Raw genomic sequence first — 16,426 nt, 5'->3', positions numbered from 1 at the left:
GCCCCGGGCGCCGCCCGCGGTCAGCCCGCTACCCGGATCCCCTCGCCCGTCACGTCGACCACGATGCCGTCCCCGGTCGCGGTGACCATGTCGAGCCGCACGCCGTCCGGCAGCCCGCCGACCCGCCGGTCGAGGTCGACGGCGGCGCGCACCGCGTCCTCGGCACCGGGCACACCGGAGGCCGGGACCTCGTCCGCCTCCAGCCGGATGGTGTCGCCGCCCTCGGTGGTGACGGTGGAGAGCACCTCGGCCGGCTCCGGCGCGTTCAGCGCCTCCGCGCTCGCGGTGACCTTCACCTTGCCTTCGCCGCCGTAGGCGAAGCTGACGCCCTGCTGCCCGGCCACGACCGACAGGGCCTCGTACGCGATGACGGCGGAGCCCTCGGCGGTCTCCGCGGTCGCGCCGCCGTAGTCCCCGTCCAGCTCGACGCCGCCGAGGTCCACGCTGAACTCGGAGATCATCAGCCGCTCGCCGGTGCCGGCGGCGGCCGCATCCGCGCGGATGCCGGTCATGGTGACGTCGACGTCGTCGAGGTGCTTGCCGTAGATCTGGGTGAGGAACGGGAAGCCGTTGATGGACACCTCGGTGCTGCCCTCCAGGCCCTGTCTGGCCTGGATCTTCTCCGCGACCTTCCCCTCCGCGATGTAGACGGTCAGCCGGTCGGCGGCGACGAAGAGCACTCCGAGCACGAGACACACCACGAGCACGATTCGCAGTCCACGCATGAGACAGGTCCCCCCCGGGAGTGTCGGTTCCGGGAGCCTATCCGGTCCCCCGGGGGCGCTGTCCGGCGCCCGCCACGCAGGGGATATCTTGATATCAAGCAATCCGGCAGAGCAGCGACGCGGACTGGAGCACCCGGTGACCGAATCAGCATCGACGATCATCTACACCCACACCGACGAGGCCCCGGCCCTGGCCACGTACTCGTTCCTGCCGGTGGTCCAGGCGTACGCCGCGACCGCCGGGGTCGAGGTGGAGACCCGCGACATCTCCCTGTCCGGGCGGATCCTCGCCCACTTCCCCGAGCGGCTGCCGGCCGAGCGGCAGGTGGCCGACGCGCTCGCCGAGCTGGGCGCGCTGGCGCAGACGCCGCAGGCGAACATCATCAAGTTGCCGAACATCTCGGCGTCCATCCCGCAGCTCAAGGCCGCCATCGCCGAGCTGCGCACGCACGGCTACGACCTGCCGGACTACCCGGACGAGCCCAAGACCGACGAGGAGCGCGACATCCGCGCCCGCTACGACAAGGTCAAGGGCAGCGCCGTCAACCCCGTGCTGCGCGAGGGCAACTCCGACCGCCGCGCCCCCGCCTCGGTGAAGAACTACGCCCGCAACCACCCGCACCGCATGGGCGCGTGGACCCCGGAGTCGAAGACGAACGTCGCGCACATGATCGCCGACGACTTCCGCTCCACCGAGAAGTCCGCGGTCGTCGAGCGCGATGGCAGCCTGCGCATCGAGCTGGCCCGTGCCGACGGCACCACCGAGGTCCTGCGCGAGGCGGTGCCGGTGCTCGCCGGCGAGGTGGTCGACGCCTCCGTGATGCACGTGGAGGCGCTGCGCGCGTTCCTCGGCGAGCAGGTCGCCCGCGCGAAGACCGACGACGTGCTGTTCTCGCTGCACCTGAAGGCCACGATGATGAAGGTCTCCGACCCGATCGTCTTCGGCCACGCGGTACGGGCCTTCTTCCCCCGGACGTTCGCGCAGTACGGCGCGACGCTGGCCGCCGCGGGCCTGACCCCGAACGACGGGCTCGGCGGCATCCTCGCCGGCCTCGACGCGCTGCCCGAGGGCGCCGAGATCAAGGCGTCGTTCGACGCCGAGCTGGCCGAGGGCCCGGCGCTGGCGATGGTCGACTCCGACCGCGGCATCACCAACCTGCACGTCCCCAGCGACGTCATCGTGGACGCCTCGATGCCCGCGATGATCCGTACCTCCGGCCACATGTGGGGCCCCGACGGCGCCGAGGCCGACACCCTCGCCGTCATCCCCGACAGCAGCTACGCGGGCATCTACCAGGTCGTCATCGACGACTGCCGCGCCCACGGCGCCTTCGACCCGTCGACGATGGGCTCGGTGCCCAACGTCGGCCTGATGGCGCAGAAGGCGGAGGAGTACGGCAGCCACGACAAGACCTTCGAGGCCGCCGCGCCCGGCACCGTACGCGTCGTCGACGCGGCCGGCGCCGTCCTCCTGGAGCAGCCGGTCGCCGAGGGCGACATCTTCCGCATGTGCCAGACCAAGGACGCGCCGATCCGCGACTGGGTGAAGCTCGCCGTCACCCGCGCCCGCGCCACCGGCGACCCGGCCGTCTTCTGGCTGGACGAGGACCGGGCGCACGACGCCCGGCTGATCGCCAAGGTGCGGGAGTACCTGCCGGAGCACGACACCGAGGGCCTGGACATCCGCATCCTCGCCCCGGCCGACGCGATGGCGCTGTCGCTGGAGCGGATCCGCCGCGGCGAGAACACCATCTCGGTCACCGGCAACGTGCTGCGCGACTACCTCACCGACCTCTTCCCCATCCTGGAGCTGGGTACCAGCGCCAAGATGCTCTCCGTCGTCCCGCTGATGAACGGCGGCGGCCTCTTCGAGACCGGCGCCGGCGGCTCGGCGCCCAAGCACGTACAGCAGCTCGTCAAGGAGGACTACCTGCGCTGGGACAGCCTCGGCGAGTTCCTGGCGCTGGCCGTCTCCTTCGAGCACCTGGCGCAGACGACGGACAACGCCCGCGCCCAGGTCCTCGCCGACACCCTGGACCGGGCGACGGCGACGTTCCTGAACGAGAACAAGTCGCCCACCCGCCGCGTCGGCGGCATCGACAACCGCGGCAGCCACTTCTACCTGGCGCTGTACTGGGCGCAGGAGCTGGCGGGCCAGACCGCCGACGCGAAGCTCGCGGAGGCGTTCGCGCCGCTGGCGGCGACGCTGGCGGAGCGGGAGGAGAAGATCGTCGAGGAGCTGCTGGCGGTGCAGGGCAAGCCGGCCGACATCGGCGGCTACTACCAGCCGGACCCGGAGAAGGCCGCGGCGGTCATGCGCCCGTCGAAGACGCTCAACGAGGCGCTGTCGGCGCTGAGCTGAGTACCAGCGGGCCCCCGCGAGGGGGCGCCGCGCCCGTACCGCCGCCACCGCCCCGGCCGGAATCCCGGCCGGGGCGGTGGTGTGTCAGGCGGTGCGGCGGTGGGCCAGCCGGAGGGTGCGGCGGGCCTCGGCGACCACGGCGGCGTCGACGAAGCGGCCGTCCGGCAGCGCGAGGGCGCCGGCGTCCGCGGTCGCGGCGGCGACGATCTCCTCGGCCCGTTCGACCTCCTGCGGGGTGGGCAGGAACGCGCGCTCGATCACGGGCAGTTGGCGGGGGTGTATCGCCGTACGGCCCAGGAAGCCCAGGGCCCGTCCCGCGGCGCAGGAGCGGGCGAGTCCTTCGAGGTCGGCGACGTCCGGGTAGACCGACTGGGCCGGCGGGGCGAGCCCCGCGGCCCGGGCGGCGACGACCGCGCGGCTGCGCGGCCAGGCCAGCCCCGCGTCATCGGCCACGCCCAGCTCCGCCCGCAGGTCGGCCTCGCCGAGGGCGATGCCGCGCACGGCGGGGTGCGCGGCGGCGATCTCGTAGGCGCGCTCGATGCCGAGGGCGGATTCGAGGAGCGGGTAGAGGGGCGGGACACCGCCGGTCGCGGCGTGGCCGAGGGGCGGCGCCGGGAGGCCGTCCGCCCCGGCGGGACCGGGCCGTTGGCCGGGCGCGGGGGTGTGGGCGGGATACGGGCCTTCCGGGCCGGGTACGTCGTCCGGGCCCGCGGTGCCGGGACCGGAGACGGGTGTGCGGTCCCCGGGCGCCGGTACGGGCGCGGGGGCGCCGGCTCGGGCCGCCAGGGCGGCCGTTGCCACGCGCAGGACCTCCTCCCGGCCGCCGGTCTTCGGCAGCCGGAGTCCGGCCAGGCCGGGGAGCGGGGCCAGCGTGCGCAGTTCGCCGTCCGCCAGCGGGCCGGCGAGCGCGTTGACGCGGACGTGCACCGGCACCGGGCCGGGGCGCGGTTCGCCCAGCAGCTCCGCGGTGGCCGCCAGCGCGTACGCCTTGCGCTCGGGCGCCACCGCGTCCTCCAGGTCGACCAGCACCACGTCCGCGCCGCTGCGCAGCGCCTTGGCCACCACCGCGGGCCGGTCCCCGGGCACGTACAGCCAGGTGAGATACGTGTCCCCGGTGTCCCCCGGCCCGCCGCCGCCCGCCGGATCCGCCGCGACCGCGGACGCGCGCGGCGCGCTCACACCGCCCCCTCGTCGCGCAGCCCGGCTATCTCCGCGCCGGTCAGCCCAAGCCCTGCCAGCACCGCGTCGGTGTCCGCGCCGTGCGGCCGGCCTGCCCAGCGGATCGCGCCCGGGGTCTCGGAGAGCCGGAAGAGCACGTTCTGCATCTTCACCGTGCCCAGTTCCTCGTCCTCGACCTCGGTGATCGAACCCAGCGCCCGGTACTGCTCGTCGGCCATCACGTCGCGTATGTCGTACACGGGCGCCACCGCCGCCTGCGCCTTCTCGAAGGCCGCGACGACCGTCGCCGCGTCGTGCCGCGCGATCCACCCGCCGACCGCCTCGTCCAGCTCCTCGGCGTGCGCCGCCCGGCCGGCGCCGGTGCCGAACCACGGCTCGTCGATCAGCTCGGGCCGCCCGACGAGCCGCATCACGCGCTCCGCGATCGACTGCGCGGAGGTGGAGACGGCGAGCCAGCGGCCGTCGGCGGTGCGGTAGGTGTTGCGCGGCGCGTTGTTGGTGGAGCGGTTGCCGGTACGCGGCTGGACGTAGCCGAGCTGGTCGTACCAGAGGGGCTGCGGGCCGAGCACCGTCAGCATCGGCTCGATGATGGCCATGTCGACCACCTGCCCGCGCCCGGTGCGCTCCCGCCCGGCGAGCGCCGTCATCACGGCGTACGCGGTGGAGAGCGCGGCGACGGAGTCCGCGAGGCCGAACGGCGGCAGCGTCGGCGGCCCGTCCGGCTCGCCGGTGACCGCGGCGAAGCCGCTCATCGCCTCGGCGAGGGTGCCGAACCCGGGGCGGCCGGCGTACGGGCCGAACTGGCCGAAGCCGGTGACCCGGGCGAGCACCAGCCGGGGGTTGGCCGCGGACAGCTCCGCCCAGCCGAGGCCCCACTTCTCCAGCGTGCCGGGGCGGAAGTTCTCGATGATCACGTCGGATCCTGCGGCCAGCCGCAGCAGCACGTCACGCCCGCCGGGGGTGGACAGGTCGAGGGTGAGGTTCCTCTTGTTGCGGCCGAGCAGCTTCCACCACAGGCCGACGCCGTCCTTGGCGGGGCCGTGGCCGCGCGAGGGGTCGGGCTTGGCGGGGTGCTCGACTTTGACGACCTCGGCGCCGAAGTCGCCGAGCATGGTCGCGGCCAGCGGCCCGGCGAAGAGCGTCGCGAGGTCCAGGACGCGCAGCCCGGCGAGCGGGGCCTGCGGCGCCGGGGAGGCGGGGGTGTCGGTGGCGGTGGCGGGGGCATCGGAAGCGGCGGAGGCGGGGGTGTCGGTCATGGTTTCGCGCCTTCCTCGGTGGTGCGTTGCGGTTCCGTGCGCGGGCCGTACGCCCGTGGCCCCGCGGGGTGGTGCGGCGGTACGCGGGTCACGGGCCCTCGGCCGCCAGCCGGTCGATCTCCGCGCGCTCCGGCATGGACGACGACGCGCCCGGCCGCTGGACGGCGAGCGCGGCGGCGGCCGCCGCCCACGCCAGCGCCGCCGGCATCGGCCGGCCCTCGGCGTACGCCACGCACAGCGCGCCGACGAAGGTGTCGCCCGCGGCCGTGGTGTCGACGGCACGGACCGCGAGCGCCGGCACCACGACGGGCTCCTGACCGCGCGCCGCGTACAGGCTGCCCGCGCCGCCGAGCGTGACGACGACCTCCGGCACCTGGTCCAGCAGCGCCGCCGCGGCCCGGTGCGGGTCGGATCTGCCGGTGAGCGCGGCGGCCTCGTGCTCGTTGGGGATGAGCAGGTCGGTGGCGGCGAGCAGCCGGCCGGGCAGCGGCCGGGCGGGCGCGGGGGTCAGCACGGTGCGTACGCCGTGCCCGCGGGCCGCCTCGGCGGCGGCCACGACGCCGTCCATCGGCAGCTCCAGTTGGAGTAGGAGCGTGCCGGCGGCGGCGATGCGCTCGTCGTCGCCGGGGGCGAGCCCGGTGACGGTGCCGTTGGCGCCCGGGACGACGACGATGGAGTTGCCCCCGTCGTCGTCGACGACGATGTGCGCGGTGCCGCTGGCGCCCGGGGCGGTGCGCAGCCCCGCGGTGTCCACGCCTGCGCCGTCGAGGGCGGCGCGCAGCTCGCCGCCGAAGGCGTCGGCGCCGACCGCGCCGATCATCGTCACCGCCCCGCCCGCGCGGGCGGCGGCGACGGCCTGGTTGGCGCCCTTGCCGCCGGGCACGGTGCGGAACTCCCGTCCCGAGACGGTCTCGCCGCGCAGCGGGGCGGTGGCGGCGTACGCCACGAGGTCCATGTTGACGCTGCCGAAGACGGCGAGCGTCGCTTGGAGGGTGGTCGTCATGGGGAGGGCCTCCGGGGTTCGTGCGGTGGTACGGGTCCGGTACCGGCGGCCGCGGGGGCGCCGGCCGGCGCGGGCGGGGGGAGGGCGTGGGCGGCGGTGCGGGCGGCGAGTTCGTCGAAGCCGATGCCGTCCATGCCGCCGACGGTGGTCGCCAGCCGGTTACGCAGCGGCGCCGTCCACCGCTCCGGCAGCGCCCCGGGCGAACCGGCCAGCAGCCCGGCGACGGACCCGGCGGTGGCGCCGTTGGAGTCGGTGTCCCAGCCGCCGGAGACGACGCGGCAGATGGCGCCGGTGAAGTCGCCGCCCGCGTGGGTGAGCGCGGCGGCGAGCAGCGCGGCGTTGGGGACGACGTGCACCCAGTGCCGTCCCTCGTGCGCGGCGTGCAGGTCGTCGACGACGGCCGCGAAGCCCTCCGGGGTGCCGGTGGGTTCGCTGCGGGCCAGCTCGATGCCGTGCCGTACGGCGCGGGCCAGCCGGGAGCGCGGCGGCACGACGGCGAGGCCGGTGCGCAGCACCTCGTCCACGTCGGTGCCGCCGCCCGCCGCGGCGGCGAGGGCGGCGGCGGCGAACATGGCGCCGTAGACGCCGTTCGCGGTGTGGGTGAGCACGGCGTCGCGGTGCGCGGCGGCGGCGGCGCCCGCCGGGTCGCCGGGGTGGGTCCAGCCGTGCACGTCGGCGCGGATCTGGGCGCCGATCCACTCCCGGAACGGGTTGCGGTACGCGCCGGTGTGCGGGGGTTCCACCCCGTCGAGCAGGTTGCGGTACGCGACCCGCTCGGCGGTGAACGTACGGCCCGCGGGCAGCTCGTCGAGCCAGAGCTGCCCGACGTCCGCGGTGGTGAAGGCGTGGCCGTGGCGGTCGAGGAGGAGCAGGGCGAGCAGCGGGTAGTTGAGGTCGTCGTCCTCGGGTGCGCCGTCGATGGTCTCGGCCAGGGAGGTCGCGGCGCTGCGGCGGTTCCAGGGGTGCGCGGCGGCGACGGCGGGGTCGAGCCCTTCGGCGGTGAACCAGGTGTGGACCGGCCAGTTGCCGGTGGAGCGGGCGATGGCCCGGATGCCCTCCAGGGTCACCTTCTCGACGGGCTTGCCCAGGACGCACCCGGCGGCGCGGCCGAGCCACGCGGCGTGCAGCCGGGTGCACAGCCGGTCCGGGTACGCGCCGTCCGTGGACGGCCCGGGCGCGGGTGCGGGCACGGGCCAGCGCGGGCAGGCGGCCCTGATCTCGTCCAGGTCGGTCGGCTCGACCGCCGCCAGCGGGGTCTCCAGCGCGGCGAGTTCGTCCAGCAGCTCCAGCGCGAGGGCCCGCAGCCGCGGCTTCGGCGGGCCCGGCGAGGCGCCCGCGCGCTCCGGCGCCTGGTGGCCGCCGGCGCCGAGCCAGCGGCGGTGCAGCGGCCCGGCGGCGCGGCCGTCCTCCGCCGCCTGCCGCAGCTCGTGGCCGACGAGGTCTTCGGGCTGCACCCAGGTCAGCCGGAGCGGCGCCCCGTGCACGTCCGCCGGGGCCGTCACGACGCCTCCGCCAGCGCGCCGAACACGGCCTCGTGGGCGCGGCGGCGCGCCACGTCCCGTACGAAGACCTCGCGCGCGACCTCCGTGAGCGTGGCGGCGGGGGCGAGCAGGTCCAGCCGGCTGGCCCGCGCGACCTCCCCGGCCCACTCCCCCGGCACCGCCGCGGCGCCGCCGAGCGCACCGGCGATGGCGCCGCCCATGGTGGCGATCGAGTCACAGTCGCGGCCGTAGTTGACCGCGCCGAGGACCGTGTGCCGGTAGTCGCCGCGGCCGACGAGCAGCATGCCCAGCGCCACCGGCAGCTCCTCTATCGCGTGCAGCCGCGAGGGCCGCCGGGCGCCGAGCGAGGGATTGCGGTACTCGGGGCCGACCGTGTCGTACGGCTCGACCGCCGCGCGCAGCGGCGCCAGCGCCTCTTCGAAGTCCTTGCAGCCGGCGGCCGCTTCGCAGACCGCCTCGATGGCGGCGCGGGTGCCGTCCTTGGCCAGCGCGAGCGCCGCCTCGACCACGGACTCGGGCGTGGCGCCCGGCGCGAAGGCCGCCGCGACGCAGGCGGCGAAGACCCCGGCGGCCTCGCGCCCGTACGACGACTGGTGCGCGCCGGCGACGTCCAGCGCCTCGGCGTAGGCCGCCGCGGGGTTGCCGGCGTTGACGGCGCCGACGGGCGCCATGTACATCGCGGCGCCGCAGTTGACGATGTTGCCGACGCCCGCCTCGCGCGGGTCGACGTGGCCGTAGTGCAGCCGTGCGACGATCCACTTCTCGGCGAGGAAGATCCGCTGCAGCGGCAGCGCCTCGGCCTCCAGCTCGGGGATCCAGCGCGGCGTGCCCATGAGGTCGGGCACGAGGTGGTCGGCGACGGCGTAGGCGTCGAGGTGGTCGCGGACCTTGTCGTAGACGCGGATGAGGGCGTGGGTCATGAGGGTGTCGTCGGTGACGTGCCCGTCGCCCTTGTGGTACGGGGCGATGGGGCGGGCGGTGCGCCACTCGTCGCGGTGGAACGGCTCGACGATGCCGCGCACCCGGCCGCCGTAGCGCTCGGCGATGGCCTCGGGGGTCCAGCCCTCGACGGGCCCGCCGAGGGCGTCGCCGACGGCGGCGCCGACGAGGCATCCCGCGGTGCGGTCGGCGAGGCCGGGCCCCCCCGTGGCTGCGGTGGCTGCGGTGGCTGCGGGGTCGCCGGGCGTGGCGGAAGCGGTCGTGGGGGTCATGAGGCGAGGGGTCCTTCCGCGGGAGTGCTGAACTGCTTGTCGGCCAACTGCCGGGCGAGGTCGACGAGGTCGGCGCCGGCGAGCTGGGGCAGGGCGCAGCCGGAGAGGATCCGGCAGGCGTCCCGCCAGGTGGCGGGGAGTCCGGCGGCGCCGCCGAGCGCCCCGGTGAGGGCGCCGGCCAGGGCCGGCGCGGAGTCGGCGACGCGCGAGAGGCACGCGGCGGCGGGTACGGCCTCGGAGATGGCGCCGGCCGCGGCGGTGGCGACGGCGAGCGCGACGGGCACGGTCTCGGCGGCGGCGATGCCGTAGCTGTAGACGTGGTCGACGATCTCGTGCTCCAGCACGGGCACGAGGGCGAAGGCGTTGCCGGGCAGCCCGGGGCGGGTGGCGACGGCGGTGCGGCCGAGCTGCACCGCGCGTTCGGCGTTGCGCAGGATCTCGGTGCCCTGCGGGAGCTGGGCGAGGGCGGCGTCCACGCAGGCGTCGACGGGCCGGCCGCCGAGCGCCGCGGCGATCGCGGCGGCGGTGGCGCGGGCGCCGTGCACGCCGTCGCCGTCCTGGGTGTAGCGGGCGTCGAACTCGGCGAGGTCGGCGGCCCGTTCCGGGTCGCCGGGGTGGACGGCGGCGAGCACGGCGGCCCGTACGCAGGCGGCGTCGTCGAAGTAGTGCGGGTTGTCGTGGCCGGTGGCGGGCGGGCGCAGGCCGGCGGCGAGGTTGCCGAGCCCGGCCCGTACGGAGATACGGGCGCGCAGCGGGATCTCCGCCGACTCGATCTCGTCCGCGCGTTCGGCGGCGACCGCGACCTCGTCGGCCAGCGCGCTCCAGGCGAGGGTGAGCGCGGAGCGGACGCGCCGGTCGGAGGTGAGGTCGGTGTGCAGCCCGCTGCCGGCGGAGAGCACGGCGTACGCGGTGAACGCGGCCCACTCCGCGTCGTCCGACGGGCCCAGGCGCAGCGGCTCGGGCGGCTGGTTGAGCGCGATGGGCACCGGCAGGGTGGTCGTCGCGTTCTGCTCGGCGAAGGTGTCCAGCTCACGGGTGAGCCGGCGGGTCCACTCGGGCATCCGGGCCGCGCGGTGCCGGCCGGCGGGCCAGCCCGCGGCGTCGCCGGCGGCGATGCCCAGCAGCAGCCCCTCCACGCGCCGCAGGTCGCCGCCCGCCTCGGCGAAGCCGGCGGCGGCGACGGGACGTCCGGCGGCGGGCGCACCCGGTTCCGCGGCGGGCCGCTCCGCGCGCGGCGCGGCGACGACGGGACGCTCCGCGCCCTCGGCGGGGCTCGCGGGTGCACCCGCGGCCGCGCCCGTACGGGCCGCGCCCCCGGCGGCGCCGTCCGGCGCACCCGACGCGTCACGCGCCGCCCCGGACTCCGGGGCGCGGCGGGACCCGGGCAGCGGTGCGCTCACGAGGCGACCTCCTCGTCTGCGGGGGCGAGCCGGTCCGCGATGTCGAGCACGTGGTGTCCTGCCATGGACGGCAGGCACGTGCCGCGTACCGGCTTGATGGCCGCGGCCCAGGCGCCGGGAATGGCGGACTCGCCGCGCAGCGCACCCGCCAGCGCGCCGGCGACGGCGGCGGTGGTGTCGGCGTCGCGGCCCATGTTGACGGCGGCGAGGACGGAGTCCGCGAAGTCGCCGCGGGCGGCGGCGAAGGCGCCGAGCGCGAGCCCGACGGCCTCCGGTGCCAGGTCCGACCAGGGGTAGCCGCCGATGACGACCGAGGAGCGGACGGCGCGTTCGACGCTCAGCGGCGTGGCGCCGGGGGCGCGGCGCGCGCGGCGGCCCGCGGAGACCGCGCGCTGGAGGGAGCGCGAGGTCCAGGAGTCCTCGGGGATGACGGACAGGGCGGCCTGCACGACGACGTCCGGGGAGTCGCCGGCCATGGCGGCGGCCACCCCGGCGGCGACGGCCTGGCCGCCGTAGATGCCCTCGCCCTCGTGGCTGACGGTGCCGTCGATGGCGACCAGCCGCGCCGCCTCCGCCGGGCGGCCCGCGGCGAAGACGCCGAAGGGCGCGGCGCGCATGGCGAGTCCGTCGCTCCAGGCGTGCCGGTGCTGCGCGGTGATCGGGGCGGCCAGCCCGCGGCGCAGGTTCTCCAGGGTGCCGCGCTCGCTGAACCCGGCGCCGCGGAACGGGCCTTCGTCGAGGTCGGCGATGCGCTCGTGCCAGGCGGACTCCACGTGCGCGAGGCTGAGGGCCGCGCCGTGCTCGGCGAGCAGCAGCCCGGAGAAGATGGCGTACTCGGTGTCGTCCGTGCCCGCCGGGGCGGCGGCCACGAAGTCCTCGATGCGGCCCCAGCGCTCGCGGATCTGGGAGGGCTTCATGTTCTCGACGGGCGCGCCGAGGGCGTCGCCGACCGCGAGGCCGAGCATGGCGCCGCGGGCCCGGTCGCGGGCGGTCGGGGCGGCCTGCCCGGCGCCGCGGGCGACGGGGCGCAGGCGGACCGGAACGGAGTGGGCGGGGGCGGAGTGGGCGGGGGCGGAGTGGGCGGAGGCGGGACGGACGGGCGGTTCGGGGCCGGCTGCTGCGCTCATCGTGCGGTGCTCATGGTGCTGTTCGTGCTCTTTCCTCGTGCGCCTGCTCGGGTGCTTCTGATGCCTGCTCGTACGTTCCGGCCGGCCGCCGCCGTCATCTCTGGTACCGGTCGAGGACGAGGTTGCCGTCCTCGACCAGCGACTCGCGCAGCTCGTCCAGGTCGGTGTCGCCGTTGAAGTACCGCTGGAAGGCCGGGGTGGCGATCTTGTCCGACCACTCGCGGTACCCGCGGACGCCGAGCACCGGGGCGGGCCGCAGTGAGCGGGCCACCTCCACGCCCGTACGCCACCCGTACTTCTCGGTGTTCAGGGCCGGATCCTTGAGCGCCTCCGCGCCGGTGGGCAGCATCCAGTCGCCCGCGGCCAGCTCGGCCATGTGCTCCGGCCGGGTCATGAAGGCGATGAAGTCGGCCGCCGCCTGCTGGTGGCCGCTGTCCTCGGCCACCGACAGCGTCTGCGGGCTGACGCCCTGCGCGAGCCCGCCCGCGGGTCCCTCGCCCACGGGCATCGGCAGCACCGACCACTCGAAGTCGTCGGGCGCCTGCTGGGTGACGAGCTGGCGGTACGAGAAGTTCAGCGGCACCATCGCGTACCGCCCGGCGAAGAAGCCCGGCAGGGTGTCGGAGCCGGACATGCCCAGGCTGCTGCGCGGGGCGGTGCGGTCCTCGTTGACCTGGCGGTCGATGGTCTCGGCGACGGCGGAGTCCTCGGGTCCGTAGCCGACGCGGTTCTTCGGGCCGTCGTCGGTCTGCTCCCGGGAGAACAGCCCGCCGCCGGTGGACAGGGAGAGGTTCACCGACTGGCTGACGGGCTCCTTCATGCCCCAGGCGACGCCGTACCGGTCGGTCGTGCCGTCGCCGTCGGTGTCGGCGGTCAGCTCCTTCGCCGCGTCCTCGAACTCCTGCCAGCTCCACGGGTCGGCCGCGGTCGGCACCCGCACCCCCGACTCCTCCAGCAGCGCGGTGTTGGCGAACATCATCCGCGGCTCCTGGAGGAAGGGGACGCCGTAGATGCCGCCGTTCATGGTGGTGGTCCGCCACGACTGCTCCGGTATGTCGGTGCGCAGCGACTCGGGCAGCAGGTCGGTGAGGTCGGCGAGATAGCCGCCGTAGGCGAAGTCGGTGAGGTCGTCGGCGGCGTCGTGGATGATGTCCGGCGCCTCGCCGCCCTCGAAGGAGGTCAGCAACTGGTCGTGCACGGTGTCCCAGATGCCCTGTACGTAGCGGACCTGAACCTTCGGGTGCTCCTCGTTCCACTCCTCGACAAGCCGCTTGTTGGCCGCGACGGACTCCTCCTGCCAGGCGAGGCTGAGGTAGTCGAGGGTCACCGTGCCGTCGTCGGAGCCGCCGTCGCCGCTGCAGCCTGCTAGCAGCGCCAGGCTCAGGGCGGCGGCGCCGGCCGCGGTGGCGGCGTGGCGGATGCGTGCGGCGGGCCTCATCCCTTCACCGCCCCGGCGAGCATCCCGCTGACCAGCCGGCGCTGGAGGAGCGCGAAGAACAGCAGGCTGGGGATGGTGGCGAGGGTCGCGGCCGCGGCGAGCGGGCCGAGGTCCACGACGCCCTCGGCGCCGAGGAACTGGGTGAGGATGACCGACATCGTCTGATTCTCCGGGGACTTGAGCAGCACGAGGGCGAAGAAGAACTCGTTCCAGGCGGTGACGAAGGAGAACATCAGCGTCGCCACCAGGCCGGGGGCGAGCAGCGGGAGCACGACGCTGACGATGGTGCGCAGCCGGCCCGCGCCGTCCACGGCGGCGGCCTCCTCCAGGGAGACGGGCACCGCCTTGACGTAGCCCTGGAGCATCCAGAGCGAGAAGGGCAGGTTCCACACCACGTAGACGAGGATCAGCCCGGGCAGCGAGTCGATCATCCGCGCTTCCTTGAGCAGCATGAACAGCGGGATGATGATGAGCACGAACGGGAACATCTGGCTGACCAGGATCCAGCCGGTGGCGGCCGTGGTGACCTTCGAGCGGTACCGGACCATGGCGTACGCGGCGGGCACGGCGATGGCCACGGCGATGAGGGCGGCGCTGCCGGCGACGAGCAGGCTGTTGGCGGCGGACCGCAGCAGCGGCTGGGCGTCGAAGGCGGCGCGGAAGTTCTCCAGGGTGGGTTCCCGGGGGATCCAGGTGGGGTCGATCTTCCCCAGCTCCTGCGGCGACTTGAAGGCCGTGGAGACCAGCCACACCAGCGGGAAGGCGAGGAAGACCAGGTAGGCCAGCAGGGCGAGGTACTGCCCGGTGCGGCCGGCGGCGCGCTTGGTGCGCAGACCCGTGAGGCTGCTCATCAGCTTGCCTCCTCCTTCAGTCGCTTGCGCAGGAACAGGGTCAGGAACACCGCGATGACCGCGATCATCGCCAGGCCCATGGCGGCGGCGTAGCCGTACTGGCCGTAGGCGAAGGCCTCTTCGTACGCGAAGAGCATCGGCAGCCGGGTCTCGCCGCCCGGGCCGCCCTGGGTGAGCACGAAGACCAGGCTGAAGGAGTTGAAGTTCCAGATGAAGTTGAGCGCGGTGATGGCGATGACCACCGGCTTGATCGCCGGCCAGGTGACGGCCGTGAAGCGGCGCCAGACGCCGGCGCCGTCGAGGGCCGCGGCCTCCTTCAGCTCGTACGGGACGTTCTGCAGCCCGGCGAGGAGCACGACGGTGGTCTGCGGCATGCCGGCCCAGACGCCGACGGCGATGACGGCGGGCAGGGCCAGGGAGAGGCTGGTGAGCCAGTCGACGTTCTCGTCGATGAGGTGGAGCCGGCTCAGCGTCTCGTTGAGGATGCCCGCGTCCTGGTGGTAGACCAGCCGCCACATGATGCCGACGACGACCTCGGGCATCGCCCAGGGGACGAGCGCGAGGGTGCGGGCGAACCAGCGGAAGCGAAGGTTCTGGTTGAGCAGCAGGGCCAGGCCCAGCGCGAGCACGAACTGCAGGGCGGTGACGCAGACCGCCCATACGAGCCCGACGCGGAACGAGTCCCAGAAGAGGGTGTCGTGCCGCAGGTCCGCGAGGTTCGTGAGGCCGATGAACTCGGTGGGCTCGGTGCGGCCGGCCTGCGCGTCGGTGAACGCGAGCGAGGCGCCGTAGAGAAGGGGGCCGACGCTCAGCACCAGGATGGGTATGAGCGCGGGCAGCAGCAGGAACCAGGTGCCGCCGTCGAGGCCGAGGGCGGCCTTGCGGGCGCGTGGCGTGCGCGGTGGCGGGGTGCCGCGGCCCGCGGCCCTCGGTGGAGGTGGTGCGGCAACGCTCATGCGGACTTCGCGCCTTCCTGCTCGTCGGAGCCCGCGGGCGAGGCGCCCGGGGAGGTGGAGCCGCGCACGACGAGCCGCGGCGCGGCGGTCGTGCGGCGGGCGGGAACAGGCTCGCCGTCCTTCGGACCGAGCCGTTCGAGAAGCATCCGGGCGGCGCGCCGGCCGCGTTCGCCGGCGCCGAGGTCGACGCTGGTCAGCGGCGGCCAGGCGGCGACGGCCAGCTCGCTGTCGTCCATGCCGGCGACGGCGGTGTCCTCGGGTATGCGCCGGCCGCGGGCGTGCAGCGCCTGGGCGGCGCCGATGGCGAGCTGGTCGTTGGCGCAGAACACGGCGTCGAGGCCGGGGCGGGCGTCGAGCAGACGGGCGGTGGCACGGGCGCCGGCGCCGACGCCGAACTCGGTGGCGGCGACCAGGCCGGGGTCGTAGGAGATGCCGCAGGCGGCGAGCGCGGCGCGGTAGCCGCGGCCGCGGTTGCCGCCGGGGACGGTGTCGACGGGGCCGTTGACGAAGGCGATCCGGCGGCGGCCGGTCTCGACGAGGTGGCGTACGGCCAGTTCCGCACCGGTGACGGAGTCGGCCTGGACGGCGTCGACAGGCACGCCGTCGGGCAGCGAGCCGATGACGACGACGGGGCCGGGGGCGGCGGTCAGCGCCTCGACGTGCTCGGGGGTGATGCGGATCGGCACGAGGACGAGGCCGTCGCTGGTGCGGTCGGCGAGGCTGCGTACGACGCCCAGCTCCTCGGTGACGTCGGCGTCGGTGGAGTGCAGCAGCAGGCGGTAGCCGGCGGCCTTCGCGACGGCCTGGATCTCGCGGACCATGGCGACGTAGACGGGGTTGCCGATGTCCGGGACGGCGAAGGTCAACTGGCGGGTGTGGCCGTCCTTCAGGGAGCGGGCCACGGCGTTGGGCACGTAGCCCAGCTCGGCGGCGGCGCGGCGGACCCGGTCCTCGGTCTCGGGGCGGGCGCCGAGGCCGTTGAGGACGCGCGAGACGGAGGCGATGGACACCCCGGCGCGTTCGGCGATCGACACGATCGTGGGTGGCCCCCCGGAGGACATCGCACCCGCCCCTTCGCTTCGTATACGGCCCGGCCCAACCGGCCGCTCCTGTAAAGGTTTACAGCCGCTGGAAACGTTTACGTATGTTGCTCTCGCGTAACCCGGCCGTCAATGGCCGGACACATGTGATCTGCGTCTCGCCGGGCCGGAACACGGCAGGCGGCGTGCGGTGCGCCCCGCGGGCGGTGGCGGCGGAGAAGCCCAAGTCGCGGGCTGACTGGGGAGGATCCGGGTTCCGAATAGCCGCATCGGAAAGAGGGCCTTAACGCCGCCTCACGATCTTTCTAACGTCTACGGCACCACAACTTACGAGGTGACAGGGGGCCAGAATGCCTGCTGAGGCACTTTCTCGTCG

13 protein-coding genes are annotated in these 16,426 nt (G+C 75.1%); 1 reads left to right on the top strand and 12 read right to left on the bottom strand.

The genetic code is table 11. From position 1 onward, the window contains the following. Positions 1-20: 20 nt before the first annotated feature. The gene (locus OG946_RS35260; RefSeq protein ID WP_326799996.1) at positions 21-725 is read right to left on the bottom strand and encodes an LmeA family phospholipid-binding protein; all 705 of its coding nucleotides are present in this window, start codon (positions 723-725) and stop codon (positions 21-23) included. Between the two features lie 136 nt (positions 726-861). Here OG946_RS35260 and OG946_RS35255 point away from each other — a divergent pair, with 136 nt between their 5' ends. Next, positions 862-3,087 carry an NADP-dependent isocitrate dehydrogenase gene (locus tag OG946_RS35255; RefSeq protein WP_326799995.1) on the top strand — a complete coding sequence of 742 codons (2,226 nt, stop codon included), beginning with the start codon at positions 862-864 and terminating at the stop codon, positions 3,085-3,087. Between the two features lie 84 nt (positions 3,088-3,171). On the opposite strand, the gene OG946_RS35250 is transcribed toward OG946_RS35255, so the two are convergent. The 11 genes from OG946_RS35250 to OG946_RS35200 form a co-directional block, all read right to left on the bottom strand. Further along, complete coding sequence (locus tag OG946_RS35250) at positions 3,172-4,266, bottom strand: HpcH/HpaI aldolase/citrate lyase family protein (RefSeq protein WP_326799994.1); 1,095 nt, start codon at positions 4,264-4,266, stop codon at positions 3,172-3,174. Continuing rightward, entirely contained in the window at positions 4,263-5,522 is a 1,260-nt protein-coding gene (locus OG946_RS35245; protein ID WP_326799993.1) for a CaiB/BaiF CoA transferase family protein, read from the bottom strand. The genes OG946_RS35250 and OG946_RS35245 overlap by 4 nt, the downstream gene beginning before the upstream one ends. Positions 5,523-5,610: 88 nt before the next feature. Beyond that, positions 5,611-6,525 carry a ribokinase gene (locus tag OG946_RS35240; protein ID WP_326799992.1) on the bottom strand — a complete coding sequence of 305 codons (915 nt, stop codon included), beginning with the start codon at positions 6,523-6,525 and terminating at the stop codon, positions 5,611-5,613. Continuing rightward, the gene (locus OG946_RS35235) at positions 6,522-8,027 is read right to left on the bottom strand and encodes an ADP-ribosylglycohydrolase family protein (RefSeq protein ID WP_326799991.1); all 1,506 of its coding nucleotides are present in this window, start codon (positions 8,025-8,027) and stop codon (positions 6,522-6,524) included. Before OG946_RS35235 ends, OG946_RS35240 begins: the two co-directional genes overlap by 4 nt. Continuing rightward, the gene (locus OG946_RS35230; RefSeq protein WP_326799990.1) at positions 8,024-9,238 is read right to left on the bottom strand and encodes an ADP-ribosylglycohydrolase family protein; all 1,215 of its coding nucleotides are present in this window, start codon (positions 9,236-9,238) and stop codon (positions 8,024-8,026) included. The genes OG946_RS35235 and OG946_RS35230 overlap by 4 nt, the downstream gene beginning before the upstream one ends. Continuing rightward, positions 9,235-10,638 (bottom strand): ADP-ribosylglycohydrolase family protein, encoded by a 1,404-nt coding sequence (locus OG946_RS35225; protein WP_326799989.1) that lies wholly within the window; start codon positions 10,636-10,638, stop codon positions 9,235-9,237. Before OG946_RS35225 ends, OG946_RS35230 begins: the two co-directional genes overlap by 4 nt. Beyond that, on the bottom strand, positions 10,635-11,765 hold the full coding sequence (locus tag OG946_RS35220) for an ADP-ribosylglycohydrolase family protein (RefSeq protein WP_326799988.1): 1,131 nt from the start codon (positions 11,763-11,765) through the stop codon (positions 10,635-10,637). Before OG946_RS35220 ends, OG946_RS35225 begins: the two co-directional genes overlap by 4 nt. 94 nt (positions 11,766-11,859) lie before the next feature. Next, on the bottom strand, positions 11,860-13,203 hold the full coding sequence (locus OG946_RS35215; protein WP_326799987.1) for an ABC transporter substrate-binding protein: 1,344 nt from the start codon (positions 13,201-13,203) through the stop codon (positions 11,860-11,862). Beyond that, positions 13,200-14,054: a carbohydrate ABC transporter permease gene (locus OG946_RS35210; protein ID WP_326799986.1), complete on the bottom strand. Its 855-nt coding sequence runs from the start codon at positions 14,052-14,054 to the stop codon at positions 13,200-13,202. The genes OG946_RS35215 and OG946_RS35210 overlap by 4 nt, the downstream gene beginning before the upstream one ends. Further along, positions 14,054-15,010 (bottom strand): carbohydrate ABC transporter permease, encoded by a 957-nt coding sequence (locus OG946_RS35205; protein WP_326799985.1) that lies wholly within the window; start codon positions 15,008-15,010, stop codon positions 14,054-14,056. Before OG946_RS35205 ends, OG946_RS35210 begins: the two co-directional genes overlap by 1 nt. Next, entirely contained in the window at positions 15,007-16,071 is a 1,065-nt protein-coding gene (locus tag OG946_RS35200) for a LacI family DNA-binding transcriptional regulator (protein ID WP_326799984.1), read from the bottom strand. The genes OG946_RS35205 and OG946_RS35200 overlap by 4 nt, the downstream gene beginning before the upstream one ends. Positions 16,072-16,426: the final 355 nt, after the last annotated feature.

The sequence above is a fragment of the Streptomyces sp. NBC_01808 genome (genome assembly GCF_035917395.1).
Lineage (GTDB): Bacteria > Actinomycetota > Actinomycetes > Streptomycetales > Streptomycetaceae > Streptomyces.
This window is presented reverse-complemented; position numbering and strand designations above follow the sequence as displayed.

Bases quoted from the DNA above. Each gene is read 5' to 3' on its own strand.
- OG946_RS35215 (WP_326799987.1), bottom strand. From the start codon at position 13,203: ATGAGGCCCGCCGCACGCATCCGCCACGCCGCCACCGCGGCCGGCGCC.
- OG946_RS35230 (WP_326799990.1), bottom strand. From the start codon at position 9,238: ATGACCCCCACGACCGCTTCCGCCACGCCCGGCGACCCCGCAGCCACC.
- OG946_RS35260 (WP_326799996.1), bottom strand. From the start codon at position 725: ATGCGTGGACTGCGAATCGTGCTCGTGGTGTGTCTCGTGCTCGGAGTG.
- OG946_RS35205 (WP_326799985.1), bottom strand. From the start codon at position 15,010: ATGAGCGTTGCCGCACCACCTCCACCGAGGGCCGCGGGCCGCGGCACC.
- OG946_RS35245 (WP_326799993.1), bottom strand. From the start codon at position 5,522: ATGACCGACACCCCCGCCTCCGCCGCTTCCGATGCCCCCGCCACCGCC.
- OG946_RS35200 (WP_326799984.1), bottom strand. From the start codon at position 16,071: ATGTCCTCCGGGGGGCCACCCACGATCGTGTCGATCGCCGAACGCGCC.
- OG946_RS35220 (WP_326799988.1), bottom strand. From the start codon at position 11,765: ATGAGCGCAGCAGCCGGCCCCGAACCGCCCGTCCGTCCCGCCTCCGCC.
- OG946_RS35210 (WP_326799986.1), bottom strand. From the start codon at position 14,054: ATGAGCAGCCTCACGGGTCTGCGCACCAAGCGCGCCGCCGGCCGCACC.
- OG946_RS35240 (WP_326799992.1), bottom strand. From the start codon at position 6,525: ATGACGACCACCCTCCAAGCGACGCTCGCCGTCTTCGGCAGCGTCAAC.